The organism is Herbidospora sp. NBRC 101105 (assembly GCF_030269205.1).
Taxonomy (GTDB): domain Bacteria; phylum Actinomycetota; class Actinomycetes; order Streptosporangiales; family Streptosporangiaceae; genus Herbidospora; species Herbidospora solisilvae.
The window spans coordinates 172290-197607 of sequence record NZ_BSSX01000001.1 but is presented as its reverse complement, the minus strand read 5'-3'; the positions used below and the strand labels follow the sequence as shown (position 1 = coordinate 197607).

At 71.2% G+C, this 25318-nt stretch carries 19 protein-coding genes and 1 pseudogene; 12 read left to right on the top strand and 8 right to left on the bottom strand.

The window, feature by feature from the left end:
* Positions 1 to 236 precede the first annotated feature (236 nt).
* Genes QSK34_RS00860 through QSK34_RS00845 form a run of 4 tightly spaced genes read left to right on the top strand, consistent with a single transcriptional unit; the run spans position 237 to position 8665 of the window.
* Entirely contained in the window at positions 237 to 5348 is a 5112-nt protein-coding gene (locus QSK34_RS00860) for a non-ribosomal peptide synthetase/MFS transporter (RefSeq protein WP_285578812.1), read from the top strand.
* Positions 5308 to 5550 (top strand): acyl carrier protein, encoded by a 243-nt coding sequence (locus QSK34_RS00855; RefSeq protein ID WP_030450823.1) that lies wholly within the window; start codon positions 5308 to 5310, stop codon positions 5548 to 5550. Before QSK34_RS00860 ends, QSK34_RS00855 begins: the two co-directional genes overlap by 41 nt.
* Positions 5547 to 6818 carry a condensation domain-containing protein gene (locus QSK34_RS00850; RefSeq protein WP_285578806.1) on the top strand — a complete coding sequence of 424 codons (1272 nt, stop codon included), beginning with the start codon at positions 5547 to 5549 and terminating at the stop codon, positions 6816 to 6818. Before QSK34_RS00855 ends, QSK34_RS00850 begins: the two co-directional genes overlap by 4 nt.
* A complete protein-coding gene (locus tag QSK34_RS00845) occupies positions 6815 to 8665 on the top strand; it encodes a N,N-dimethylformamidase beta subunit family domain-containing protein (protein ID WP_285578804.1) in 1851 nt (616 codons plus the stop codon). The genes QSK34_RS00850 and QSK34_RS00845 overlap by 4 nt, the downstream gene beginning before the upstream one ends.
* Here QSK34_RS00845 and QSK34_RS00840 read toward each other — a convergent pair.
* Complete coding sequence (locus QSK34_RS00840; protein ID WP_285578802.1) at positions 8644 to 9282, bottom strand: M15 family metallopeptidase; 639 nt, start codon at positions 9280 to 9282, stop codon at positions 8644 to 8646. The genes QSK34_RS00845 and QSK34_RS00840 overlap by 22 nt on opposite strands.
* A 210-nt stretch (positions 9283 to 9492) precedes the next feature.
* Between QSK34_RS00840 and QSK34_RS00835 the strand changes: the two are divergent.
* Positions 9493 to 10626 (top strand): annotated as a pseudogene (locus tag QSK34_RS00835) (RNA-guided endonuclease InsQ/TnpB family protein); the annotation flags it as partial.
* A 91-nt stretch (positions 10627 to 10717) separates the two neighbouring features.
* Here QSK34_RS00835 and QSK34_RS00830 read toward each other — a convergent pair.
* On the bottom strand, positions 10718 to 11884 hold the full coding sequence (locus QSK34_RS00830; RefSeq protein ID WP_285578800.1) for an ROK family transcriptional regulator: 1167 nt from the start codon (positions 11882 to 11884) through the stop codon (positions 10718 to 10720).
* A gap of 202 nt (positions 11885 to 12086) precedes the next feature.
* On the opposite strand from QSK34_RS00830, the gene QSK34_RS00825 reads away from it, so the two are divergent.
* The 4 genes from QSK34_RS00825 (at position 12087) to QSK34_RS00810 (ending at position 16862) form a co-directional block, all read left to right on the top strand.
* The gene (locus QSK34_RS00825; protein WP_285578798.1) at positions 12087 to 13412 is read left to right on the top strand and encodes an extracellular solute-binding protein; all 1326 of its coding nucleotides are present in this window, start codon (positions 12087 to 12089) and stop codon (positions 13410 to 13412) included.
* A gap of 5 nt (positions 13413 to 13417) precedes the next feature.
* Complete coding sequence (locus tag QSK34_RS00820) at positions 13418 to 14440, top strand: carbohydrate ABC transporter permease (protein ID WP_285578796.1); 1023 nt, start codon at positions 13418 to 13420, stop codon at positions 14438 to 14440.
* 5 nt (positions 14441 to 14445) lie between these two features.
* Positions 14446 to 15327, top strand: a complete 882-nt coding sequence (locus tag QSK34_RS00815; RefSeq protein WP_502875396.1) for a carbohydrate ABC transporter permease — start codon at positions 14446 to 14448, stop codon at positions 15325 to 15327.
* 80 nt (positions 15328 to 15407) lie between these two features.
* A complete protein-coding gene (locus QSK34_RS00810) occupies positions 15408 to 16862 on the top strand; it encodes a glycoside hydrolase family 3 protein (protein WP_285578791.1) in 1455 nt (484 codons plus the stop codon).
* Here QSK34_RS00810 and QSK34_RS00805 read toward each other — a convergent pair whose 3' ends face one another.
* Positions 16863 to 18041: an ROK family transcriptional regulator gene (locus tag QSK34_RS00805; RefSeq protein ID WP_161480490.1), complete on the bottom strand. Its 1179-nt coding sequence runs from the start codon at positions 18039 to 18041 to the stop codon at positions 16863 to 16865.
* Positions 18042 to 18209: 168 nt separating this feature from the next.
* Between QSK34_RS00805 and QSK34_RS00800 the strand changes: the two genes are divergently transcribed.
* The 3 genes from QSK34_RS00800 to QSK34_RS00790 all read left to right on the top strand — a co-directional run bounded on the left by QSK34_RS00800 (position 18210) and on the right by QSK34_RS00790 (position 21352).
* A complete protein-coding gene (locus tag QSK34_RS00800; protein ID WP_285578787.1) occupies positions 18210 to 19919 on the top strand; it encodes an endonuclease/exonuclease/phosphatase family protein in 1710 nt (569 codons plus the stop codon).
* A gap of 50 nt (positions 19920 to 19969) precedes the next feature.
* A complete protein-coding gene (locus tag QSK34_RS00795) occupies positions 19970 to 20437 on the top strand; it encodes an RrF2 family transcriptional regulator (RefSeq protein WP_030450834.1) in 468 nt (155 codons plus the stop codon).
* A 135-nt stretch (positions 20438 to 20572) separates the two neighbouring features.
* Positions 20573 to 21352, top strand: coding sequence for a DNA-formamidopyrimidine glycosylase family protein (locus QSK34_RS00790; protein ID WP_285578783.1), 780 nt, complete (start codon positions 20573 to 20575; stop codon positions 21350 to 21352).
* Here QSK34_RS00790 and QSK34_RS00785 read toward each other — a convergent pair.
* From QSK34_RS00785 to QSK34_RS00765, 5 genes are all read right to left on the bottom strand, one after another.
* Positions 21349 to 21705 carry a helix-turn-helix domain-containing protein gene (locus QSK34_RS00785; protein ID WP_030450836.1) on the bottom strand — a complete coding sequence of 119 codons (357 nt, stop codon included), beginning with the start codon at positions 21703 to 21705 and terminating at the stop codon, positions 21349 to 21351. The two genes, QSK34_RS00790 and QSK34_RS00785, sit on opposite strands and share 4 nt — an antisense overlap.
* A 253-nt stretch (positions 21706 to 21958) precedes the next feature.
* On the bottom strand, positions 21959 to 22456 hold the full coding sequence (locus QSK34_RS00780; protein ID WP_502875345.1) for a CinA family protein: 498 nt from the start codon (positions 22454 to 22456) through the stop codon (positions 21959 to 21961).
* Positions 22453 to 23061 (bottom strand): CDP-diacylglycerol--glycerol-3-phosphate 3-phosphatidyltransferase, encoded by a 609-nt coding sequence (pgsA, locus tag QSK34_RS00775; RefSeq protein WP_161480646.1) that lies wholly within the window; start codon positions 23059 to 23061, stop codon positions 22453 to 22455. The genes QSK34_RS00780 and pgsA overlap by 4 nt, the downstream gene beginning before the upstream one ends.
* Positions 23062 to 23102: 41 nt before the next feature.
* On the bottom strand, positions 23103 to 24509 hold the full coding sequence (gene rimO, locus QSK34_RS00770) for a 30S ribosomal protein S12 methylthiotransferase RimO (protein WP_285578779.1): 1407 nt from the start codon (positions 24507 to 24509) through the stop codon (positions 23103 to 23105).
* Positions 24510 to 24538: 29 nt separating this feature from the next.
* Positions 24539 to 25273, bottom strand: coding sequence for a helix-turn-helix domain-containing protein (locus QSK34_RS00765; protein WP_285578777.1), 735 nt, complete (start codon positions 25271 to 25273; stop codon positions 24539 to 24541).
* Positions 25274 to 25318: the final 45 nt, after the last annotated feature.

Here is a 25318-nt window from a genome sequence, read left to right as displayed (position 1 = left end):
CTGAAAAGATTCTTTCCAGTTAGCCCAGTCGCCAGTGTGGCACGCTCCCGGCGCTCGTCACAAGTGGTCCCCGGCCCCCACAAGCCAATGGGTTGGGCACGTTTAGAGCTTGTGAGCGGGCCCGGGGCATGCCAGACTGACGCCGTCCGCTAATTGCAAAGAACCTTTCCAGTTAGCTTCCCCGGCTGAGGCGTTTGGCCTCTTTGTGCTGCATTCGTCCGATCACTTGAGGGAAGATGCTCGCCGTCACACCGGCCAATCCGCTCTCGCTCGGACAGGAACGGCTCTGGTTCCTGCACGAGCTCAACCCCGACGACGCGTCGTACAACATCTGTGTGACCGAACGGCTCGTCGGGGATCTCGACGTGGCCGCGCTGCAGCGGGCACTTGACACGGTCATGCGGCGGCACGAGGTGCTGCGGACCCGCTATCCGGCCGTCGACGGCAACCCGGTCGCGCTGGTCGAGGACCGTGCGCTCCCCCTCGAACGCGTCTCCGGCGTGCCGCTGGCCGATCTCACCAACCGGCCGTTCGACCTCGCGAACGGGCCGGTCGTCAGGGCCTTTCTGACCGACGACCAGACGCTCGTCATCGTGTTGCACCACATCGCCGGCGACGGCTGGTCCCTCGGGCTCCTGTACGAGGAGATCGCCACCCTCTACGCCGGCGGCGACCTGCCCGACCTGCCCATGCAGTACGGCGAGCACGCCCGCAGGCAGCGCGAACAGCCGGTCGACACCTCCTATTGGCGCGACCGGCTCGACCGGGTGCCGGTGCTCGACCTGCCCGCCGACCTGCCCCGCCCGAGGGTCCGCACCGCGAAGGGCGCGGTCGTCACCCGGCGGCTGCCCCGGGAGCTCACCGACCAGGTGAACGCGCTCGCCCGCAAGGAGCGCGTCACCCTGTTCATGCTGCTCATGGCGGCCTTCCAGACCCAGCTCCACCGCTACACGGCCGCCGTCGACTTCGCGGTCGGCACCCCCGTCGCGGCCCGGCCCGACGAGGACGTCGAGAAGCTCATCGGGTTCTTCCTCAACACGGTCGTGCTCCGCGCCGACCTGAGCGGAGATCCGACCTTCCGGGAACTGCTCAGGCGCACCCGCCGGACCGCGATCGACGCGTTCACCCACGCGGAGACGCCGTTCGACCGGGTGGTGCAGGACCTCGGCGTGGCCCGCGACCTGAGCCGGACGCCCGTCTTCCAGACCCAGTTCAGCCTGCGCAGCGAGGCCGGCACCCGCCTCCACCTCGACGGACTGGTCGCCGAACCGGTCGACCCCGACTTCCACCAGGCGAAGTTCGACCTGTCGCTGGAGATCACCCCGACCGGCGACGGCCTGGACGCCTTCTTCGTCTACTCGGCCGACCTGTTCCACCACGAGACGGTCGAACGCTTCGCGGCCAACTTCGAGACGCTGCTGCGCTCGATCGTCGCCGACCCGGAGCGGCCGGTCTCCCGCCTCGGCCTCGTCTCGGACTCCGAGCGGGAGCTTCTCACGAGCTGGTCGACCACGCCCGGAGAACGGGTCACGCCCGCGCTGGAGACCCTCGCCGAGGTCGTCTCCACCCGGTCGCCCGACAGGGTGGCGATCCGGCACGGGGACGAGGCGATCACGTACCGGAAACTGCACCGGCGGGTCGCCGGCACCGCGCGGGCGCTGCGCGAGCGGGGCGTCGGCCCCGGTGTGCGGGTCGCGGTCTGCATGGAGCAGTCGATCGACCTGGCCGTCGCGCTCCTCGCGGTGCTGAAGGCGGGCGGGGCCTACGTGCCGATCGACCCCGAGTACCCCGGCGAACGCCGCGCGTTCATGATCGAGGACTCCGGCGCGGCGGTCGTGCTCACCGAGATCGGTGACGCCGAGGCCGACGACGTCGAGCCGCTCGGCGACGGCGACGACCTCGCCTACGTCATCTACACCTCCGGCTCGACGGGGCGGCCGAAGGGCGTCGCGGTCCAGAACCGGGAGATCCTCCGCTACCTCGCCGACGCCCGGCGGCGCTTCGCGGTCGAGGACGAGTCGCAGTACGCCCTGCTCCAGTCGCTCGCCTTCGACTTCGGCATCACGATCCTCTACCTGTGCCTCAGCACCGGCGGCACCCTGCACCTGCTGCCCGCGCGCATCTCCGGCCCCGAGCTCGCCGGGCACATGCGCGGCATCGACTACGTCAAGCTCACCCCCTCCCACCTGGGCGCCCTCGCCGCCGACACCGACGACGTCGCCGCCCTCCTGCCGCGCAAGCTGCTCATCTTCGGCGGCGAAGGGTCGAGCTGGGAGTTCGCCCGCGACCTCGCCACCCGGGTGCCCGTCGTCAACCACTACGGCCCGACCGAGGCCATCGTCGGCGTCTCCACCTACCGCGTCTGCCCCGACGTGACGCCGACGGGTCCGATCACCCCGATCGGGAGGCCTCTGGGGCATTCGTCGCTGCACGTCCTGGACCGGCACCTGTCGCCGGTGCCGGTCGGCGTGCCGGGTGAACTGTGCATCGGCGGCCGGCTGGCCCGCGAGTACCTGGGCCGCCCCGACCTGACCGCGGAGAAGTTCGTCGACCACCCCCTGTACGGCCGCCTCTACCGGTCCGGCGACCTCGCCCGCTGGCTGCTGACCGGAGACCTGGAGTTCCTGGGCCGCCGCGACCTCCAGGTCAAGATCCGGGGCTACCGCGTGGAGCTCGGCGAGATCGACGAGGCGCTGCGCCTGCTGCCCGGCGTCTCCCACGCCGTCACCGACGCCCGCGACGGCGAACTGGTCGGCTACGTCGTCGCCGACCCCCGGCCCGCCATCGCCGACCTGCGCGCGACGCTGGCCGGACGGCTGCCGGAGTACATGGTCCCGACCCGCTGGGTGTTCCTCGACGAGCTCCCGCTGAAGGGCCACGGCAAGGTCGACCGCGCGGCCCTCCCCGCCCCCGAGGACACCCGGCCGGAGGACGTCCCGTTCGAGCCCCCGGCCGACGCGTGGGAGGAGGCCGTCGCCGCCGCCTGGTGCGAGGTGCTGGGCCTGCGGCAGGTGGGCGTGCTCGACGACTTCTTCGACCTCGGCGGCCACTCGCTGCTCGCGACCCGGGTCGTGGCCAAGCTGCGCCGGACCCTTCCCGAGGGCTCGTCGCCGATCGCGCTGATGGACCTGTTCCAGCACCCGACCGTCCGCGCCCTCGCCGCCGTCGCCCGATCGGCGTCCGGCCCGAGGCCGCTCCTCTACCGGCTGACCGGGCAGGGGACCAAGGCCCTGGTCTGCGTCCCCTACGGCGGCGGCAGCGCGGTCGTCTACCAGCCGCTCGCAGACGCCCTGCCGCCGGAATGGGAGCTCTGGTCGGTCGCCGTCCCCGGCCACGACCTGGGCCTGCCCGAGGAGTCGCAGCCCCTCGAAGAGGTGGCTCGCCGCTGCGTCGAGGAGATCCTGCGCATCGAGGCCCCCGTCACCCTCTACGGCCACTGCGGCGTCGGCGGCGCCCTCACCGTCGAGATCGCCCGCCGCCTCGAAGCGGCCGGACGCACGGTCGACACCGTCTACCTGGGCGGGATCTTCCCCTTCGCCCGGCCCACCAAGGGCCTGCTCGGGCGCTGGGCCCGGCTGGCCCGGCTGGAGCGGTTCCGCAGCGACAAGGGCCAGCTCAACTGGCTCACCGCGCTCGGCGCCGACCTGTCGGACCTGGACGACGCCCAGAAGGCGTTCGTCATCGGGAACATGCGCCACGACGCGCGCGCCGCCGAGGACTACTTCACCACCCTGATGGAGAGCGGCGCCCCCAGGCTGAAGGCGCCGGTCGTCTCCGTCGTCGGCGAGTACGACCCCGCGACGGACTACTACGAGGAGCGCTACGCGGAGTGGGGCTTCATCGCGGAGCGGACCCGGCTGGTCGTGATCGACGAGGCGGGCCACTACTTCCTGAAATATCGCCCAGACGAACTGGCCGAGATCGTCACCTCGGACCCGGCCTCGGGCGCGAGCGACCCTGACCACGTCTCGCGCGCCGACGCCGATCCGGCCGGGCCGCCCGCATCAGGCCCGGCCGGATCACCCCCCCGCAGGCGGTCCGTGGCCGGATCGGCCGGACCGGCGCCCTCGGTCCGGCGGTTCCTGCTGGTCGCGTTCGGGCAGATGGTCTGCCTGGCCGGGTCGACGCTGACCGAGTTCGCGCTGCCCCTCTGGGTCTACCTGCAGCACCAGTCGATGACCCAGCTCGCCGTCCTCCAGGTCCTGGCCGTCATCCCCGGCGTGCTGGCCGCGCCGCTGGCCGGGGCGCTGGTCGACCGGTCGTCCAAACGCGCGGTGATGATCGGCGGGAACGCGGCGGCCCTGGCCGTGCAGACCGTGACGGGCGTCCTCGTGTGGACCGGCGGCCTGCACGTCTGGACCCTCTACGTGCTGCTCCCGCTGCTGTCGGTCGCGCTGACCACACAACGGCTGGCCTTCACGGCGGCCGTGCCGCAGCTGGTCCCCAAGCGCTACCTCGGTCACGCCAACGGCATCGCCCAGACGGCGCTCGGCATGGCCCAGTTCGTCGCGCCGCTCGCGGCCGTCGGCCTGATGGCGGTCTGGGGCCTGCACGGCATCCTCGTCCTGGACGTCGTCGGCCACGTCCTCACCATCGTCGTGCTGGCCCTGGTGACCTTCCCGGCCGCGCTGGCGCTGCGCCGCCGGGAGACGGTCGGCCGGGAGATCGCCGAAGGGTTCAAGATCTCCTTCGGCAACCCCTACTTCCGGGCCATGGTCGTCTTCTTCGCGTTCCTGTCGCTCGGCCTGTCGCCGGTCTTCATGATGTACTCGCCGCTGGTGCTGGAGTTCGGCACCGTCCAGGAGGCGGGTGTGATCGCGCTGGTGGCCGGGTCGGGCGCCGTCGCGGGCGGCCTCACGATGGGCCTGTGGGGCGGCCCGTCCAGACGCCGGATGCGCGGCATGCTGCTCCTCACCTTGGTCATCGCCGTGTCGTGCGGCGTCGTGGCGCTCCGCGACGACCTGGTCGTCGTCGGCGTCGGCGCGTTCGGCGTCAGCTTCGGCCTGGCCCTCGTCAACGGCGTCTACAACACGATCATCCAGGTCAAGGTCCCGCAGCGGTTCCACGGCCGGGTGTTCGCGCTCAACCAGATGGTCGCCTGGTCGACCATCCCGATCGGCGTCGGGATCATCGCTCCCGTGGGCACCGAACTCCTCGGCGACGTCTCCCTGATGTACGCCGTCTTCGCCGGATTCATCCTGCTGGTCGTGATCGGGGCGCTCCTCACGCGGCGACTGGCCCGGTTCGACGACGCGGTCCCCGACGCCACCCCCGACGACCTGGTCGGACTGGAACGGAAGGTGCGGAATGAAGGAAAGACTGGCCGAACTGGTGTCGGAGTCGTGTGACGGCGAGCTCACCCCGGCCGACGTGCTGGCGGCGACCGTGCCGCTGGCCTACCTCGGCGTGACCTCGCTGGCGCAGATGCGGCTCATCGACGCCATCGAGCGCGAATACGGCGTCGAGGTCGACCTGAGCGGCGACGTGACGTTCCTCGACAGCGTCGACGGGCTGGCCTCCTGGGTCGAGGCCGCCCGGTCGCCGGCATGACGGAGCGGGCCGCCTTCTCGGGCGGGCGTACGGGGGCCGCGTCGTTCACGTGGGGTCAGCGCGCGATCTGGGAGGCGATCGAGCGCACCCGGCCGGACGACCACTACTTCAACTTCGGCCGGGTGCTGCCGCTCGGCGCGCGCCCGGCGTCGGTGTCGTCGGCGTTGTGGGCTTTGGGCCGTCTGGTCGAGCGGCACGAGTCGCTGCGCACCCTGGTCGCCGTCGGCGGCCAGTCGCTGAAGGCGAGCGGGGAGCTGACCGTCCGGACCGGCGACGACCCCCAGGCGCTGCTGGCCGAGATGGCGGCGACCCCGTTCGACTACGCGGGCGAGTGGCCGCTGCGGGCCGGGCTGGTGCTGTCGGGAACGGGCGAGGTCACCCATCTGGTGCTGGTGTTCTGCCACCTGGCCGCCGACGGCCTGGGCGCCGAGCAGGCCATCCGGGACCTGCGCCTGCTGCTCCTGCGCGGCGGCGCGCCCGCCTCGCGGCCGCCGCAGCCCATGGACATCGCGCGCTGGCAGGGGTCGGCGGCCGGCCGCCGGGTGGCGGCCGACGCGGCGGCGTACTGGGAGGACGCGCACCGGCGCATCCCGCCGACGATGTTCCACGTGCCGTCGGGCGCCGGGGAGTCGCCGCCCGTCTGGCGGGCGTCGCTGCGCTCCCCCGCCGTCGACCTGGCCGCCCAGCGCATCGCGGTCCGGCACGGCACGAGCACCTCGACGGTCCTGCTGACGGCGGTGACGGCGCTGGTGTCGGAGATGACGGGGCACGAGACGGTGGCGATGCTGCCGATCGTGGGCAACCGGTTCCGGGCCGACACCCGGACGGCGGTGACCACGATGTCGCAGGAGGGGCTGTTCGTCCTGGACGTGGAGAAGGTGCGGTTCGACGAGCTGCTGAGCCTGGCGGGTCCGGCCGCGCTGCGGGCGTACCGGAGCGCCTACCACGATCCCGCCGACCGGTCGGCGGCGCTGGAGAGGGTGGCGGCCGACCGGGGCACGCTCGTGCATCCGTGGTGCTGCTTCAACGACATGCGCTTCGCCGACAACCCCGTCTACCGCGACGAGGCGCTGATCCGCCGGGCGCTCGGCGAGAGCACGCTGAGCTGGCCGATGTCGCAGGACCAGCTCAACTGCCGGTTCTGCGTCCACCTGAGCGGGACCATGGACGTGTCGGTGACCGCCGACACCCGCTGGTTGTCGAAGGCCGACATGGAGCGGTTCCTGCACGGGCTGGAGACGATGCTGGTCGAAGCGGCGCTGCGGTGATCGCCTACGCCGAGGCGACCTCGTGCCCCCAGGGCCGCCCGCTGACGTTCCGGCTCGACGGCGACAGCGGCGTGCACGTCCACGACGCCACCACGGGCGCCCACGTGCTGACGACCCGCGCCACCGGCCCCGTGTGGACCCTCGACGTCCCCGGCGACTGGCCGAGCTCGCTCTACCGCGCCCACTTCACCGACGCGCCGTCGTCGGAGGTGCCGAGGGCGACGGGTGAGCTGCCCGGCGTGAATGTCTCCGGCGACGACGAGGTCTACTTCGTCGTGACCCCGTCCGGGCCGAAGAAGGACATCCTGGTGTCCATCCCGTTCGGCACCTGGCAGGCCTACAACCGCGCCGGGATCCCGGGTGAGGGCCTCTACTGGACGGAGGACCCGTCGCGCGCGACCGAGGTCACCTTCGACCGCCCGGGCGGCGGCCCCTCCCCCGAACGCTGGGAGGACGGCTTCCTGCGCTGGCTGCGCCCGGCGGGCTTCGAGGCCGACTTCTGCGACGGCCTCGACCTGTCGCCGGACCTGCTCGACGGCTACCGCCTGCTCGTGGTCAACGGCCACGACGAATACTGGACCCGCGAGATGCGCGACGCCTGCGAGGAGTTCGTCCGGCGCGGCGGCAACATGGCGATCTTCGCCGGCAACACCGCCTGGTGGCAGGCCCGCCTGGAGGGCCGCACCCTGGTCTGCCACCGCGACCCCTTCACCGACCCGGTCGACGACCCGTCCCTGGTCACCGCCGAGTGGTCGGCCGTCGGCCGCCCGGAGAACAGCTTGACGGGCGTGTCGTTCCGCGCGGGCGCGGGCACGTGGGGCCCGTCGATGCCGCTGATGAACGAGGAGTCGTACGTCACCCGTTTCGCCGGCCACTGGGTCTTCGAGGGCACCGGCCTGACCGAGGGCGACAAGTTCGCCCAGGGCGCGCTGGGCTACGAGACCGACGCGGCCGAGTTCGTCGAGGTGGGCGGCGTCCCGAGGGTGACCTCACGCGACGGCACCCCGTCGTCGTTCACCGTCCTCGCCACCGCCGACCTGCGCCACTGGCGCAGCGGCGGCCAGGGTGGCTGGGCCACCATGGGCGTGTTCACCTCGGGCCGCGGCACCGTCTTCAACGCCGCCACGGTGAACTGGGGCAACACCCTCCACGACCCGGTCGTCGACCGCATCACCCGCAACGTCATGACCCGCCTCAGTTCCGTATATGACGGCTGGGACGTGATCGGCGAGCCGTCCGACATCCGCGCCCTGGCCGCCGACGCCCGCGTCCTCTACGGCGTGACCTCCGACGGCGCGCTGATGAGCCGCGAACTGTGCGCCCAGAACCTCCCGTGGCGCCCCATCGGCTGGGCCGGCGACGTGACGTGCCTCGACACCCCGCGCGAGGCGGCGGGCACCCGAGGCGTCCTCCTGTACGGCGTGACCGCCGACGGCGTCCTGCGCTCCCGCGCGGCCGTGGAGGTCCCGGCCCCCTGGACCGACGAGGCCCGCTGCCCGGAGGGAACCGTGGCCCTGGCCATCGCCGACTGCACGTTCTGGGTCGCGACCGCGGACGGCCGCCTGTGGGCGATGCCCTTCACGGGCGAGGAGTGGCTCGACCGGGGCCCGTGCGACGCGGTGGCGATGAGCGGCATGAACGGCCGCCTCTACGCCCTGACGAGCAGGGGAGAACTGGTCACCCGCCGCCCGGACGCGACGGACGACTGGCACCCGGCGGGCGACCTCCCGGAGGGCACGACGACGTTCACCGCCCACGCGGGCCGCCTGGTCGCCACCACCCCGGGAGAACCGCTGCGCTGGCGGGCGACCCCGAGGGCCGGAGGTCAGAGCTCGACCGGCCCGTAGACCGCCGCCTCCCGCCCCCGCGTCATCGCCCAGTAACGGTCGCCGTAGGACCAGTGCCACCACTCGGTCGGATAGTTGACCAGCCCGACCGCTTCCAGCGCCGTCGCCAGCACCTTCCGGTTCTGCACGGCCTCGGCGGAGATGTCGGTCGACGCCGTGTAGCAGGCCCCGTCGCTCTGCTCCGGCGTCGCGTTCACCTCGGTCCCCATGTCGAGCTCGACGCCGTCGTCGTCGCACAGGGTCAGGTCGACGGCGGCCCCGGCCGTGTGGGGCGCGACCTCGACGGGCGAGACGAACCGGCTCGCCGCCACGTGCAGCTCGTCACTCGACATGTCCGGAAACGTCGTGCGCAACGTCTCCCGATACTCCTCGAACCACTTCCGCTGCAGCGCCACCGGCCGGTAGCCCTCGACGACCATGAGGTGCACGCCCAGCGGCAGCACCACCCGCCGCAGCCGCTCGGCGACCCCCTCCCGCAGGTGCGCGAACGCCCCCGCCGGGTCGGCCAAGCGCAGGTCGACCCGCAGGAAAGCGCGCACGTCGACGAGCGGCTCAAGGCAATCGATCACCGGTATGGAGGTCACCCGGGGGTCGGAGATCAGAATGACGTCACCCATCATGATCTCCACGCCTCAAGCGATGAGGGGACCGGGAACGGGAGGGTCGTGTGGGCCTGAGCGTGCCCTGACCTGACAGGTTGGCGCATCAGATCTCCGTTTCTCGCTTTGCGGACGCGTGGTGCTGTTAAAAGGATCCTGTGACTCGTCAGTGCGCACTCCCCCGGGCTGCTTCCACGCCGATGCGACGGCCGTCCACTCGCGGCATCCGTGCGTAGGTCGTTCAAGTACCTGCTGCGACCCACCTGTAAGCAGGCCGTCGCACTCGCCGCGTGCCTGGAGGACCACCGGCAGCTTTACAACGCCGCCCTGGAGCACCGCCGCACCGCCTACCGCAGGGCGGGGGTGACGGTTCGCTACGCCGACCAGTCGGCGGAGTTGAAGCACATCCGCTCGGACGATCCTGAAGGGCAGGGCCGCTGGTCGTTCTCCTCCCAGCAGGCCACTCTGCGCCGTCTGGACAAGGCGTACCGCGCGTTCTTCGCCCGGGTCAGGGCCGGGCGCACGCCGGGCTTCCCCCGGTTCAGAGGCCGGGGCCGCTTCGACTCCGTCGAATGGCCCAAGGACGGTGACGGCTGCCGGTGGAACTCCCAGCCCGACCACCCCACCGCCACGTTCGTACGGTTCCAGGGTGTCGGGCATGTCCGCGTCCACCGGCACCGTGCGGTCGAAGGCCACGTGAAGACGGTCAGCGGGAAGCGTGAAGGTTCCCGCTGGTACGTGGTGCTCTCGTGCGACGACGTACCGGCGCGACCACTGCCCGCGACGGGTGCGGCGGCCGGGATCGACATGGGCGTCGCCTTCTTCCTCACGACCTCCGACGGCGACCACGTCGTCAACCGGCGCCACCTGGTCACCTCCGCCGACCGTCTGGCCGAGGTCCAACGAGACCTGACCCGCAGGCAACGGGGCAGCGGACGCCACCGGAGAACCGTCGCGCGCATCGCCGCGCTGCACGCCAAGGTGCGACGCCGACGACTGGACGGCGCCCACAAGGCGGCGCTCACGCTGGTCCGCGCATATGACGTGATCGTCCACGAGGACCTGCGCATCACCGGCATGACCCGCTCGGCCGCCGGCACGATCGAGCGCCCTGGGCGGAACGTGGGAGCCAAGTCGGGTCTCAACCGAAGCATCCTGGACGCGGGCTGGGGGGTGTTCCTGAGAATCCTGACGGACAAGGCTGAAAGCGCCGGTCGCACGCTGATCTCGGTGAACCCTTCCGGCACCTCCCGCACGTGCGCCCGCTGCGGGCACAGCGCGAAGGAGAACCGCCCCACGCAGGCAGAGTTCGCGTGTACGGCGTGCGGGCACACCGCGCACGCCGATGTCAACGCGGCGATCAACATCCTCAGGGCAGGGCTTGCCCTTCGCACGGTCGTCAACGCGGCTCAGCGAGAAGCCGCCTCGTCCGGGGGGCGGAGGAGTCACATCGTCAGACCGTATCCGAGAAGACCTGTTCCCTCGCCTCCTCCAGGGCGGCCACCAGCGCCCCCCGGAGCACCGGGTTGCCGTCGACTTCCGTCACCGCCACCCGAGGCCGCGACGGACACACGCGGGCCACCTCGTCCTCCACCCGCGCGGCCAGCTCGTGGCCCCCCGCCCGCCCGACGTCGCCCGACAGGACGATGAGCCCGGGGTCGAGGACCACCGCCACGGCCGCGACGCCGACGGCCAGGCGGCCGGCGAGTTCGTCGAGGAAGCTCCCGTTCCCCTCGGCGACGGCCTTGGCGACCAGTTCGGCCACGGGCGCCTCCCCCGGTCCCACCCCGTGGGCGAGCGCCATGCCGTGCAGAGCGTCCCCGCCGACCAGGCGCTGGAAGGAGCCCGACTGGGGGTCGCGCACGTTCGAGGGCAGCGGCTCGCCCGGCACGGGCAACCAGCCGATCTCGCCCGCGCCGCCGGTGATGCCCCGGTGCAGCCGGCCGCCGAGCATGACGCCGAGGCCCTGCCCTATCCCGGCCCACATGATGACGAAGTCGTCGAGGCCGCGCGCGGCCCCGTGGGCCTGTTCGGCCAGGGCGGCGAGGTTGACGTCGTTCTCTATGCGTACCGCCCGGCCCAGGTCGGCGCGGAGTTCGGCCAGCACGCCGAAGTGCCACGCGGGCAGGTCGAAGGAGTAGCGCACGTCCCCGCTGCGGGGGTCGACGACGCCGCGGGTCCCGATCACCAGGCCGCTGAGCTGGTCGAGGACGATCCCGGCGCACTCGCAGGCGCGGAAGAGGGCGTTGTGCACCAGCTTGACGGGGTCGCGGGCCTCGCTGGGGTCGACGGTGACCTCGGCGATGGCCCGGCCGGTGATGTCGGCGACCCCGGCGGTCACGCTGTCGGGCGAGACCTCCAGGCCGGCGACGTAGGCCGACTCGGGATTGACGGCGTAGAGCGCCGCGTTCGGACCGCGGCCGCCGGCCCGTTCGCCGGCCGTCGTGACCAATCCGCGATCTTCCAGCCGGGCCAGCAACTGGCCTGAGGTGACCTTGCTCAGTCCGGTGAGTTCGCCCAGCTCAGCACGGGTGAGGGGGCCCTGCAGGAGAAGGAGCTCCAGGGCCGATCTGTCGTTTATCTGCCGGAGCAGCCGGGGCGTGCCGGGGCGTCGGGCCACCGCTGTCTCCCTTCTCGTCACGATCCGCTAACGCGGGTTTTTTTTAAGAAAGTTTCTTGTTAGTTTAACGGCAGTCACCCCATAGGCAAGCGATCAAGCCTCTGAGGTGCCACAAACGCCGACCGTCAGCAACCCCAAGGTGCCTGGCCCGCCGACACCTCAACTTGCCTAGACGAGAAGCCGGGAAGGGAGAACCCCCAACGTGAAGATCGTGAAGATCGCCGGCATCACCGCCGCCCTCGCCCTGGGTGTCGCCGCTTGTGGTGGTGGCGAGACCGCCGAGCCGGCCCCCGCCGCCTCCGCCGCCGAATCGGCCCCCGCCGCCTCCGGTCCCAAGTTCGCCGGTCAGACGCTGACCATGTGGCGTCTCGGCGACTCGAACCCGCCGGCCCAGGCCTACATGGATGACCTGAACGCCGAGTTCCAGAAGGTCACCGGCGCCACGGTCAAGCTGGAGTGGATCCCGTGGCCGCAGGTGAACGACAAGTTCACCGCCGCCGCCGCGGGTGGCGCCGGCCCCGACGTCACCGAGATCGGCAACGACCAGGTGCCGCTGTGGGTCAGCCAGGAGGCGCTGAGCCCGATCACGGCGCTCACCAGCGCCGGCGACCAGGCCCAGATCCCGAAGAACCTCTTCGGCCTGGAGACCATCGACGGCGAGGTCTACGCCGTCCCGTGGGGCGCCGGCACCCGCGCGGTCCTCTACCGCAAGGACTGGTTCGACGAGCTGAAGATCGAGGTGCCGAAGACCTGGGACGAGGTCGTCGCCGCCGCGAAGAAGATCCAGGAGGAGAAGGGCAAGGACGTCGACGGCTTCGCCTTCAACGGCGGCTCCGACGCCAACCACCTCCTCGGCGCCATGGCCTGGTCCGAGGGCGGCGACTACGCCGTCAAGGAAGGCGACAAGTGGGTGGGCAAGCTCACCGACCCGACCTTCAAGGCCGGCTTCGAGACGTACACGAGCCTGGTGACCAGCGGTCTGTCGGGCAAGTCGCGGCTGACCCAGAACACCGTGGACATCCGCACCCGCTTCGCCAACGACAAGGTCGGCATGTACCTGACCGCGTCGTGGGACATCCCCGGCATCGAGACCGACTCCAAGGGCAAGGTGAAGCCCGACCAGCTCGCCTTCTTCCCGCTCCCCGCCAAGACCGGCGGTGAGGCCCCGGCCTTCTTCGGCGGCAACGACATCGCCGTCTGGGGCACCACCAAGAACGCCGAGCTCGCCCAGGAGTACGTCAAGCTCGCCACGAGCAAGCAGTGGGCCGACCGCTACGCCAAGGACGGCGGTCTCCTCCCGGTCTACCCGGACACCCTGGCCTCGCTGTCCAGCGACCCGGTCCAGGCCCCGTTCGCGGCGGCGTTCGCCAAGGCCCGGTCCTTCCCGGCCGACCCGAACTGGACCGAGGCGGGCGAGACCAAGGCGGTGCTGCAGAACGCGGCCCGCTCGGTCATCGAGGGCAAGGCCTCGGCCGATGAGGCGCTCGCGACGGCCAACAAGGAACTCGAAGACATCCTCAACCAGTAGCGACGATGACCGACACGTCGATCGCCCGCCGGGGCGGAGGCCACGCCTCCGCCCCGAGCGGGCGCCCCCGCCGCTCTCACCGTCCGCAGAAGGCCTCCGGCCTTAACCCCAAGCTCATCCCGTACGTCCTGCTGATCCCCGGCGTCCTGGTGATGGCAGCGCTGCTGCTCTACCCGATGATCCAGGCCGGGATCATGTCCTTCCAGAAGGTCGGGCTGCCGCAGATCCGGGACGTCAACCCCAAGCCGGCCGAATGGCTCGGCTGGGAGAACTACACCAAGGTCTTCGAGAACGAGATCTTCTGGTCCTCGCTTCGCAACACCCTCGTCTTCGCCTTCGTGGCCGTCTCGCTCACCCTGATCGTGGGTACCGGGGTCGGGGTGCTGCTCCAGCAGCTCAGCAAGCGCATGTCGACCATTCTGATCGTCGGCATCATGTTCGCCTGGGCGGTCCCGCCGGTCGCGCAGGGCGTGATCTGGCGCTGGCTGTTCGACGCCGAGGCCGGGATCGTCAACTGGGCGCTCAACCTGCTGCCCGACTTCCTGTCCAACGCCCTCTTCGGGCGGGCCGACTGGACCGGCGAACCGTGGCTCAACGAGGCGTTCACCGTCTACATCGCGCTGATCATGACGGTGGTCTGGGCCTCGTTCCCGTTCGTCGCGGTCTCGGTCCTGGCCGGGCTCAAGAGCATTCCGAACGAGCTCTACGAAGCCGCCAGGGTCGACGGGTCGAGCCCCTGGAGGACCTTCCGCAAGATCACGTTCCCGCTGCTGAAGCCCGTGTTCGCCGTCCTGACGATCCTGTCGATCATCTGGGACTTCAAGGTCTTCTCGCAGCTGTACGTGCTGCTGAACGGTCCCACCAACCGTGAGGCGTTCAACCTGTCGATGTACTCCTACGCGGAGGCCTTCCGGCCGCCGCCCAAGATGGGCTCGGGCGCGGCCATCGCGGTGATCCTCACGATCATCCTGCTGATCGTCACCGCGTTCTACGTCCGCCAGATGATCAAGTCGGAGGAGGTGCAGTGACCACTCTGACGACCTCCCAGGCCAGGCGCCCGCGCGACGCCGCCAAGACCCGTAAGACGCTGCGGAAGATCGCCCTCAACGGGACCGCCGTGGTGGTGTTCGTCATCGCGATGTTCCCCGTGTACTGGATGGTCTCGACCGGGTTCAAGACGAACGACCAGATCTTCACCACGGAGTTCATCCCGTTCCCGACGAGCTTCACCTTCGAGCACTTCGACCGGGTGCTCGACCAGGGCGTGGCGGGCAACTCGATCTGGCTCTACCTGCGCAACAGCGCGATCGTCGCCCTCGGCACGGTGGCGGTGGGCGCGGTCTTCTCACTGCTGGCCGCCACGGCGGTCTCGCGGTTCCGCTTCAAGGGCCGCACCTCCTTCCTCATCACCCTGCTGATCGTGCAGATGGTGCCGGCGGAGGCGCTGCTCATCCCGCTGTTCCTGAGCGTCAAGCGCCTGGGCCTGTACGACCAGCTGCTCGGCCTCATCGTGGTCAACGTCGGCCTGACCCTGCCCTTCGGCATCTGGATGCTGCGCACGTTCGTGGCGGCCGTGCCGAAGTCGCTGGAGGAGGCCGCGTGGATCGACGGCGCGAGCCGGTTCACGACCTTCTGGAAGGTGCTCTTCCCGCTGGTCGCGCCGGGTCTCGTGGCGACCAGCATCTTCAGCTTCATCACCGCGTGGAACGAGCTGATCTTCGCGCTGGTGCTGATGAGCGACCCGTCGGGGTACACGATGCCCGTCGCGTTGCAGTACTTCTTCGGACAGCGGGGCACCGACTGGGGCGCCATCATGGCCAGCTCCACCCTGATGACGATCCCCGTCGTCGTGTTCTTCCTCCTGGTGCAGCGGCGCATGGTCTCCGGCCTCGTCGCGGGCGCCGTCAAGGGCTGACCGTCCAAACCCTGAGCGGGTACGGCCCCGGGACCCGGGGCCGTACCCTCCCATGTCCATGATCGGAGTCATGAATCCCCATGCCTGAAGTACCCGCGAGCCACAGCGATCGGGGGCTGCGCCGTCTCGCGGCCGGCACGCTGCTCGTGACCTTCCGAGGCCCGGCCGCGCCCGATTGGGTGCTGGACGGCCTGGCCGGAGGTCTCGGCGGCGTCTGCCTCTTCGGCTTCAACGTCGAAGGCCCCGAACAGGTCGCCACGCTCACGTCGAGCCTGACGAACGCCGGCGACCCGGTGATCTCGCTCGACGAGGAGGGCGGCGACGTCACCCGGCTCGCCTACCACGTCGGCAGCGAATACCCGGGCAACGCGGCGCTCGGCGCCGTCGACGACGTCGACCTGACCGAGCGGGTCTACCGCTCGATCGCGGGCGACCTCGTGAAGGCCGGCGTCAACCTCGACATGGCCCCGTCGGCCGACGTCAACACCGCCGACGACAACCCGGTGATCGGCACCCGCTCCTTCGGCTCCGACGCCGCGCTCGTGTCCCGCCACACGGTCGCCGCCGTCCGCGGCCTCCAGTCGCTCGGCGTGGCCGCCTGCGTGAAGCACTTCCCCGGCCACGGCGCGACCACGGAGGACTCCCACCTGGCCATCCCGGTCGTGGACGCCTCCCTGGAACTGCTGCGCGAGCGCGAGCTGGCCCCGTTCCGGGCCGCGATCGAGGCCGGCACCCGGTCGATCATGACCGCCCACGTGGCCGTCCCGGCGCTGACCGGCGACACCCCGGCCACGCTCAGCCCGCGCGCGCTGACCACGCTGCTGCGCGGCGAACTCGGCTACGACGGCGTGGTCGTCACCGACGCCCTCGACATGCACGCCATCACCAAGAGCGTGGGCCTGGGCGGCGGCGCGGTGTTGTCGCTCAAGGCGGGCGCCGACCTGCTGTGCATGGGGTCGATCCCGACGCAGGCGGAGACCGAGGCCGTCATCGGCGCCATCGTGGCGGCGGTCCGGGCGGGCGACCTGGCGGTCGAGCGCCTGGAGGAGGCCGTGGCCCGTGCGCAGCGCCTGCGCGACTGGGCGCGCGAGACCCGAGGCCAGCACGCCGAGGACACCGTGGTCGGCCTGCAGGCCGCCCGCCGCGCGGTCCGGATCAGCGGGGCCACGCTGCCGCTGCGCAACCCGTTCGTGGTCGAGGTCGACACCCCGCCCACGATCGCCGTCGGCGACGTGCCGTGGGGCGTCGCGCCGTGGTTGCCGGAGGCGGAGATCGTCCGGGTCAAGCCCGAGGAGGCGCACGCCGCCGACCTGCTCACGCGGGCCCGGGGCCGGTCGCTGGTCGTGGTCGTCAAGGACGCCCACCGCTACCCCGCCAGCCGCGACCTGGTGACCGAACTCGTCTCGGCCCGCCCCGACGGCGTGGTCATGGAGATGGGCCTGCCGATCTGGCGCCCCGACCACGGCGTGCACATCGCGACCTACGGCGCCGCCCGCGCCAACGCCCAGGCGGCGGTCGAACTCCTCACCGCCTGACTAGGACGCGAAGATCTCCTCGCGCGCCTGTTCCAAAGCGGCGATGACCGCGCCGCGCAGCACCGGATTGCCGGGCACCTCGGAGGTCACGACCTGCGGCCGGATCGGGCAGATGCGGGCCACCGCCTGTTCGACCCGGCCGGTCAGGGACACGCCCCCGGCCAGCCCGACCTCTCCGGCGAGCACGACCAGCCCCGGGTCGAGCACCACGCACACCGACGCCACCCCGAGTGCCAGCCGGGAGGCGATCTCGTCGAGCAGCCGGTCGCCCTGGTCGCCCGCGTCGACGGCGGCGGTCACGCACTCGGCCGCCGTGGCCCCCTCGAACCCGAGGTCGCGGGCCAGGTCGAGCACCGCGACGGAGCTCACCAGCGACTGCAGACCACCCGCGAGCGAGGGCAGCCGCCCCGGCTCCGACCGCACGTCCTCAGCCAGCGGCACACCCGGCACCGGCAGGTAGCCGATCTCGCCCGCGCTGCCCGAACGCCCGCGGTGCAGCCGCCCGCCCAGCACGACGGCCAGGCCGATGCCGCGCCCGACCCAGAGCAGCACGAAGTCGTCGGCCCGCCGGGCCGCGCCGTTCGACCGCTCGGCGATGGCGGCGAGGTTCACGTCGTTCTCGATCCGCACCGACCGCTTCAGGTCGCGCGCCAGCGCCTCGTGGATGCCCTCGTGCCAGTGGGGCAGGTCGAAGGAGAACTGCACGTCGCCGGTGCGCGGGTCGACGACGCCGGGCGTGCCGATCACGACGCCCTTCAGCCGCGACAAGGCGACCTTGGCCGACCGGCAGGCCTTCACGACCGCGTTGTGCACCATCGAGACGGGGTCGTCGGAGCCGTTGGGCGTGGCGGTGACCTCGGCCACCACGTCGCCCTTGATGTCGGCGATGGCCGCGGTGACGTGTTCGGGCCCTACGTCGAGCCCCGCCACGTAGGCGCACGAGGCGATCACGCCGTAGAGGGCCGCGTTGGGCCCCCGGTTCCCCGCCTGCTCTCCGACGACCTCGACGAGCCCCCGCTCCTCAAGTCGCGACAACGTCTGGGAGGCGGTCACCTTGGACAGACCGGTCAGGTCACCGATCTGGCCGCGCGTCAGCGGCCCGGAGGCCAGCAGAAGTTCGAGGGCGGCCCGGTCGTTGATCTCCCGGAGCAACCTGGGCACGCCAGGACGTCGCTCCATGCTCCTGCTTTCTATGATCGCCCCCGCGACAACTGTCAACAAACTTTTCCGGCCAGCTTAGCGACTATACGGGCTCCCGGAAATCGACCCTTGATACCGCTCCCACCCGGGCGAAAGGATCACTTCATGCGTCCGGTGGCGGCAGTGACTCTGGGTCTGCTCCTTTTCATGGACGCCGTGCGCGTCCTGTTCCCGTCCCTGATCACCATCTACGGCCAGGCCGGCGACACCCCGCCGGAGCAGCTGGGCCTCTTCGCGGCGTTGTGGTTCGTCCTCCCGCTGGCCGCGCTGCTCTTACCGGCGAGATGGGCGCTGCTGGGCGGCGGCGCCGTCCTGGCGGTGGGCCGCCTGGCCCTCCAGGCCACCGACGGCGGTCTCCCCCAGCTCTATGTGAGCGCCGTGTCGGTCACCGCCGGCATCGTCTTCCTGTACGGCGCCGCCAGGCTCGTGGCCGCCCCCCACGCCCGCCTGGCCCTCCCCCTCGGCCTCGCGCTCTCCCAGGCCCTCCACCTGTCGATCGGCCACCTGGACCTGGTCTGGCGCGACGGCCCGCTGCCGTGGATCCCCGCCGTACTGGCCGCCGCCGCCTTCGTCTGGGCCGCGCTGGGCGTCACCGGGACGACCGAGCCCGCCCCCGGCCGCCTGTGGTTCGCCTTCGGCCCCGCGCTGCTGCTGACGGGGATGTACCTGGGCCCGTCCGCGCTGATCGGCAACGGCGTGACGCCCCATGACCGCCTGTGGCCCACGCTGGCGCTGCTGGCCGCCCTGGCGGTGCTCGCCCTGGCCGGGGTATACGGCCACCCGGCCCAGCTCGCGCCCATTCTCATGGTCGTCGCGGCCTGGATCGCCCACGACGACGGCCGTCTCCACGTCGCCACGCTGCCGATCTTCGCCCTGGGGTTGGGATGGTGCCTGCGCGTGGCCGGGACCTGCCCGGCGGGCCGCCACGCCGGGGGCGCGCTGCTGGCCGGCATGATCCTCTTCTTCGTCGGCACATTCGTCTACTACGCCGCCTATGACATGGTCCTGGGCTTCGACAACGCCTACGTCCCGCTGGCGTTCGGCGTCGTGATCGCCGCGACCGCCGTGCGGCTGCCCGACCTGCCCGGGATCCGCCCGGCCATCGCTGCGGCGCTGGCGGTGATCGCCCTGTGGACGTTCCCCAGGCCGTCGGGCGTCGAGAGCCCCGGCGTGGCCGTCGACCGCGACGAGTTCACGCTGATCACGTACAACATCCGGATGGGTTTCGGCCTGTCCGGCACCCTCGACCTGGACCGGATCGCCGACTGGGCCGCCTCCAAGAAGCCCGACGTCGTGCTGCTCAGCGAGGTCGACCGCGGCTGGTTCCTCAACGGCGGCCACGACGACCTCGACCGCATCGCCACCCGCCTGGGCATGCACTACCACTTCGCCCCCGCGGCCGACGAACTCTGGGGCGACGCGGTGCTGACCAACCTCCCCGTCCGGAACGTCTACTCGGTACCCCTGGTCACCGAGGGGTACCCGACCGGCGCGCAGGCCCAGAGCGTGACCGTGGAGATCGGCGGCAAGCCGGTCGCCATCGTCAACACCCATCTCCAGGAACCCGAGATCCAGAGCGCCGCACTGTCCAGCGTGACGCCCCGCCCGCCGGCCGTGGTGGCCGGCGACCTGAACCTCGCCCCCGGCGACCCGGCCTTCCACCGCCTGCTGACCGAAATCGGGCTGACCGACCCGCTCAAACTGTTCGGCGACCCGCCGACCTCACCCGCCGACGATCCGGTCAGACGCATCGACCACGTGCTGCTCAGCCCGGGACTCACGGCCGTGTCCGCCGAGGTTCCCCGGGTGCCGTTCTCCGATCATCTGCCCGTCGTCGTGCGGATCCGCGTCGGCTGAGATGGGGGACCCAGGCCAACCAGTGCCAACCAGGCGGGATAATCGTTTACATGCGACTTTCTGCGCGTGTCGACTACGCCCTGCGGGCGGCGGCCGAGCTGGCCGCGTCCGGCGACGGCCCGACCACGGTGGGCGAACTCGCCAAGGGCCAGGAGATGCCGCCCAAATACCTGGAGAACATCCTGCTCCAGATGCGCCGGGCCGGCCTGGTCCGCGGCCAGCGCGGCCCTGAGGGCGGCTACGTGCTGGCCCGTCCGGCCAGCCAGATCTCCCTGGCCGACGTGATCCGCGCGGTCGACGGCCCGCTGGCCAACGTCCGCGGCGAACGCCCCGAACACGTCGGCTACACCGGCGCGGCCCAGGCCCTCCAGCAGGTCTGGATCGCCCTGCGGGCCAGTGAACGGGCCATCCTCGAAGAGGTCACCCTCGACCAGATCGCGACGGGCGACCTCCCGAAGCGGGTCACCGACCTCTCCGACGACCCCTCGGCCTGGGACTCCCCCAACGCGCCCGTCTGATGCCTCAAGGGCCGACGCCCGGAGCCCCGACACCGGAAAGCCCGGTGCCTGAGAGCCCGATGCCTGAGAGCCCGGTGCTCAGTAGGCCGGTGCGCGATCGTTCCCTGCTCGGGTGTCCGGTCACCGGAGGCGCAGGTGCCTGAGGGCGACGCCGTCTACCGCACCGCGAAGCGGCTGCGGGAGGCGCTCGACGACCGGGAGCTGACCCGCTCCGACTTCCGGGTGCCCCGCTACGCCACCGCCGACCTGCGCGGACGGCGGGTGCTGACCACGGTGAGCCGGGGGAAGAACCTGCTCACGCGGGTCGAGGGCGGCGTGACGCTGCACACCCATCTGCGCATGGACGGATCGTGGCGGGTCACCAGGGCGGGCGCCCCGCTGAGGGGTGGCGACGTCGTCAGGGTCGTGCTGGCCAACAGTGTTTGGCAGGCCGTCGGCATCAGGCTCGGCGTGGTCGACCTGCTGCCCACCGCGAGGGAGGACCAGGTCGTCGGGCATCTCGGCCCCGACCTGCTCGGCTCCGACTGGGACACGGGGAAGGCCGTCGCCAACCTGCTCAAGGATCCTGACCGCACGATCGGGGAGGCGCTGCTCGACCAGCGCAATCTCGCGGGGATCGGCACGATATGGCGTGCGGAGACGCTCTTCGTCACCCGTGTCGGGCCGTGGCGGCGCACCGGGGACGTGGCGGATCTGGCGGGGCTGGCCGAAACGGCCCACCGCCTCCTGGTGGAGAACAAGAACGAACATGGACCGGTCACGACCGGCGACCCGAGACCGGGTCGTGCGTTGTTCGTCTACGGCAGGGCGCACCTTCCCTGCCGCGTCTGTGGAACGATCATTGAACGTGGAGAAATGGGATCACAACCGCAGGAGCGGGTGATCTACTGGTGCCCGCGCTGCCAGCCGGGCTAGGCGGCCACCATGTCCTTGACTTCGGGGAAACCGTCGAACTCCGGACCGGAGGGCACGGTCTCCGTGATGGGCAGGCGCTCACGCTCGGGCACGTCGGCCAAGACAGGCGCGTGCTGAAGCTCGGCGAGCGCGAACTGATCGGAGACTTCCCGCAACACCTGCGAAAGCGGCACACCCAGGGCACCGCAGATCGAGGCGAGCAGCTCGGACGACGCCTCCTTCTGACCACGCTCCACCTCGGACAGATAGCCGAGGGAGACCCGTGCCAGCGTGGAGACCTCGCGCAGTGTGCGGCTCTGCCGCACCCGTAGCCGCCGCAGGACGTCGCCGAGAAGCTGACGCAGCAGGACCATCTGTCGCTCCCTTCCCGGCGCGGGAGCCGTCACGACGCTCCGCGCTTTCGGTTCATATCGCCCGTTCTTTCCACGCCCTTCGTACATACTCCTCGCCGTCATCATTGGCTCGCTCGGCCCCTGCGCCGGGCGCGCCGTGGACTTGCTCCTCGCCGATGGCTCACGGACCTCACTCACAGCTCCACCGTACCTGTATCGAGCGACACCACGGCAGACCATGGTGAGCATGTTCGCTGGGGACGTAACGCGGTAATCACCCCGAATGTTCCCCCGAATTGGCCAGCAGCACACCTAGAAGTAGATCCAAAGCCATCTCACACGTATGGATACGGATGGATGAGCGGTCTCCGGTCAATCGCAGGTCAACGACTTTCGAGACGTCTCCGGGACCACTCAGGCCGCAGAAGACGGTGCCGACCGGCCTGCCGTCCTGGGGCTCGGGGCCGGCCACGCCGGTCACCGCGACCGCCCAGGTCGCGCCGGTGAGCTTCCGCACGCCGGCGGCCATCGCGGCGGCCACGTCGGGGTGGACGGCGCCCTCGCGGGCCAGCAGATCGGCCGGCACGCCGAGCAGCCGGGTCTTCAGATCGGTGGCGTAGCTGATCACGCCGCCGACGAAGGCGGCCGAGGAGCCGGCCACACCGGTCACGGTCGCCCCGATGAGCCCACCGGTGAGGGATTCGGCCACGGCGAAAGTCTCACCCCGCTCCGCGAGCAGGGAGATCACCTTCGCTGCGGTCGAGTCGATCACACCTGTTCCCTCCGGGCCACCTGGCGCAGTCTGACTGCCCGCACAACGTAGTCGACGCCGGTCGCCACCGTCACGAGGACGGCGGTTCCCATGGTGGCCCAGCGCACGACGTCGAGCAGGTCCGGCACGAGGAAGAACCCGACGGCGAAGATCTGCAGGACGGTCTTGATCTTCCCGCCGGTGCTGGCCGGGATGACGCCGAACCGGATCACCACGAACCGCAGCGCCGTCACGCCCAGCTCACGGGCGATGATCACGACGGTCACCCACCAGGGCAGCTCGCCGAGGAGAGACAGGCAGACCAGCGCCGACCCGATGAGCGCCTTGTCGGCGATCGGGTCGGCGATCTTGCCGAAGTCGGTGATCAGGCCGTATCTGCGGGCCAGGAAGCCGTCGAGCTGGTCGGTGATCGAGGCGAACATGAAGACGCCGAGCGCGGCCAGCCGCCAGCCGTCGCCCTCGAGGAACAGGAACACGATGAACGCGGGAACGACCAGCAGCCGCACGACCGTGAGCGCGTTGGCGATGTTCCAGGCGCTCACGGGAGGCGCGGCCGGCTCGACCGGATCGGTCACCACCAGCCGCTCGGGGGCGGCGTCGGCCATGACCGACGGGGCCGAGTCCCGTGGCTGGTCGTTGCTCTGGGTCACGTCGTGGCCTTGATCCTCGCGATCAGGTCAACCCCTTCCGAGTCGACCGCGACGGCGCGGACGATCTGCCCCGGCACCAGGCCGATGCCCTGGACCGTGACCGAGCCGTCGACCTCGGGGCCCTGGTGGGCGGCGCGGCCCTCGTAGCCGCCGTCGCCCAGGTCGTCTTCGACGAGCACCGACAACTCGGTGCCGATGCGCTCCTCCGCCCGCTGGGCGGTGAGCTCCTCGGCCAGTTCGGTGAGGATCGCCACCCGCTCGTCGACGACGTCCTGGTCGAGCTTGCCCTCGAACCCCGCGGCCTCGGTGCCGTCTTCGTCGGAGTAGCCGAACACCCCGATGACGTCGAGACGCGCCTCTTCGAGGAACGCGACCAGCTCGCCGAACTGTTCCTCGGTCTCGCCGGGGAAGCCGACGATGAAGTTGGACCGCACGCCCGCCTCGGGGGCCCGCTCGCGGATCTGCTTCAGCAGCCCGAGGAACTGGGCCGGGTCGCCGAACCGCCGCATGCGGCGCAGCACCGCGTTGCTGGCGTGCTGGAACGACAGGTCGAAGTAGGGCGCGACGCCCTCGGTGCCGGCGATCACGTCGAGCAGGCCGGGCCGGAGCTCGGCGGGCTGCAGGTAGCTGACCCGGACCCGGTCGATGCCCTCGACGGCGGCGAGCTGCGGCAGCAGCTTCTCGAGCGCCCTGAGGTCGCCCAGGTCCTTGCCGTAGGAGGTGGAGTTCTCGCTGACCAGGACGAGCTCCCGCACGCCCTGACCGGCCAGCCAGGCGGCCTCGGCCAGCAGGTCGTCGGGGCGGCGCGAGACGTAGGCGCCGCGGAAGGCCGGGATCGCGCAGAAGGTGCAGCGCCGGTCGCAGCCCGAGGCCAACTTCAGCGAGGCGACCGGCCCGCCGGTCAGCCGCCTGCGCAGCGTGCGCGGGCCGGAGGCGGGCGCGAGCCCGGCCGGCAGGTCGCCGTGGCCGGGCACCGCGACGGGCGCGGCGTGCCGCTCGACCGGGCTGATGGGCAGCAGGGCCCGCCGGTCGCGCGGCGTGTGGGCGGTCAGCGCCCGCCCTTCGAGCACGTCGTCGAGGCGGGCGCCGATGTCGGTGTAGTCGTCGAACGACAACACCGCGGCGGCCTCGGGCAGCGCCCCGGCCAGCTCGGTGCCGTAGCGCTCGGCCATGCACCCGGCGGCCACGACCTTGGCGCCCGAGTCGGCCGCCGCGAGGATGGTGTCGATCGAGTCCTTCTTCGCCGACTCGATGAACCCGCAGGTGTTGACCACGATCACGTCGGGGTCGTCGTCGCCCAGCGCCCAGCCTGCGGATTCCAGCCGCGCGGCGAGCTCCTCTGAGTCGACCTCGTTGCGGGCGCAGCCCAGCGTGATCATGGAAACGGTTCGGCGTGAAGACATGATGAAGCTACGGTATCGGGGATCGGCCACTAGCGGGGACGCGGGACCTCGACCCCGTAGGTCCGCTTGACGGTCTCCCCGGGGCGGCCCGGGGCGCCCAGGTCGCGGCCGTTCACGTTGAGCTGCACCGACCCCGCGTTGCCGAAGGTCAGGCGGGCCTTCTCCTTGACCCGGAAGCTGCGGCTGTCGCCGGTCGGGATCACGCCCATGAAGACGTTCTTGTTCTTGGCGTCGCGGACCTGGATCCAGGCCTCGCTGGTGGCGGTGATCTTCACGGTGACGTGGGTGGCCGCCTTGGCCGGGGCCGCCGGAGCGGCCGCCGGAGGCGCCGCCTTGGCCGCCGCCGGCGCCGAGTCGACCTTGACCGACTGCTTCTCGGGCGTCTTGATCGCGCTGCCCATGATGCGCCCGACGCCGAAGACGGCCACGATGGCGATCGCGACCGCCATCGCGAGCGTCCAGTTGGGCGTTCGGCGTTCGCGCAGCTTGATGCCCTTGTCGATCGGGTACATCGCGCCCACGCCGGGGCGCGGGCCGCCTGTGAGGGCGTCGTACTCGCGGACCAGGGCGTCGCCCTCCAGGCCCAGCTCGCGGGCCAGGGCCCGCAGGTGGCCCCGGGCGTAGAAGTCTCCGTTGCACGCGGAGAAGTCGTCGCGCTCGATCGCGGCGATGATCGCCTCGCGGATCCGGGTGCGCCGGCTCAGGTCGGCTACGGACAGCCCCCTGTGCTCGCGCGCATCCGAGATCGTTCCACCGATGGACATCTGCGGCCCCCCGCCCATCCCGACGCTGAGTAGTGAGTTACATTC

What these genes read in the sequence shown, in the direction of transcription:
- QSK34_RS00860 (WP_285578812.1), top strand. Translation starts at nt 237, where the DNA reads ATGCTCGCCGTCACACCGGCCAATCCGCTCTCGCTCGGACAGGAACGG.
- QSK34_RS00855 (WP_030450823.1), top strand. Translation starts at nt 5,308, where the DNA reads ATGAAGGAAAGACTGGCCGAACTGGTGTCGGAGTCGTGTGACGGCGAG.
- QSK34_RS00850 (WP_285578806.1), top strand. Translation starts at nt 5,547, where the DNA reads ATGACGGAGCGGGCCGCCTTCTCGGGCGGGCGTACGGGGGCCGCGTCG.
- QSK34_RS00840 (WP_285578802.1), bottom strand. Translation starts at nt 9,282, where the DNA reads ATGGGTGACGTCATTCTGATCTCCGACCCCCGGGTGACCTCCATACCG.
- QSK34_RS00820 (WP_285578796.1), top strand. Translation starts at nt 13,418, where the DNA reads ATGACCGACACGTCGATCGCCCGCCGGGGCGGAGGCCACGCCTCCGCC.
- QSK34_RS00810 (WP_285578791.1), top strand. Translation starts at nt 15,408, where the DNA reads ATGCCTGAAGTACCCGCGAGCCACAGCGATCGGGGGCTGCGCCGTCTC.
- QSK34_RS00805 (WP_161480490.1), bottom strand. Translation starts at nt 18,041, where the DNA reads ATGGAGCGACGTCCTGGCGTGCCCAGGTTGCTCCGGGAGATCAACGAC.
- QSK34_RS00800 (WP_285578787.1), top strand. Translation starts at nt 18,210, where the DNA reads ATGGACGCCGTGCGCGTCCTGTTCCCGTCCCTGATCACCATCTACGGC.
- QSK34_RS00795 (WP_030450834.1), top strand. Translation starts at nt 19,970, where the DNA reads ATGCGACTTTCTGCGCGTGTCGACTACGCCCTGCGGGCGGCGGCCGAG.
- QSK34_RS00785 (WP_030450836.1), bottom strand. Translation starts at nt 21,705, where the DNA reads ATGGTCCTGCTGCGTCAGCTTCTCGGCGACGTCCTGCGGCGGCTACGG.
- pgsA (WP_161480646.1), bottom strand. Translation starts at nt 23,061, where the DNA reads ATGGCCGACGCCGCCCCCGAGCGGCTGGTGGTGACCGATCCGGTCGAG.
- rimO (WP_285578779.1), bottom strand. Translation starts at nt 24,509, where the DNA reads ATGTCTTCACGCCGAACCGTTTCCATGATCACGCTGGGCTGCGCCCGC.
- QSK34_RS00765 (WP_285578777.1), bottom strand. Translation starts at nt 25,273, where the DNA reads ATGTCCATCGGTGGAACGATCTCGGATGCGCGCGAGCACAGGGGGCTG.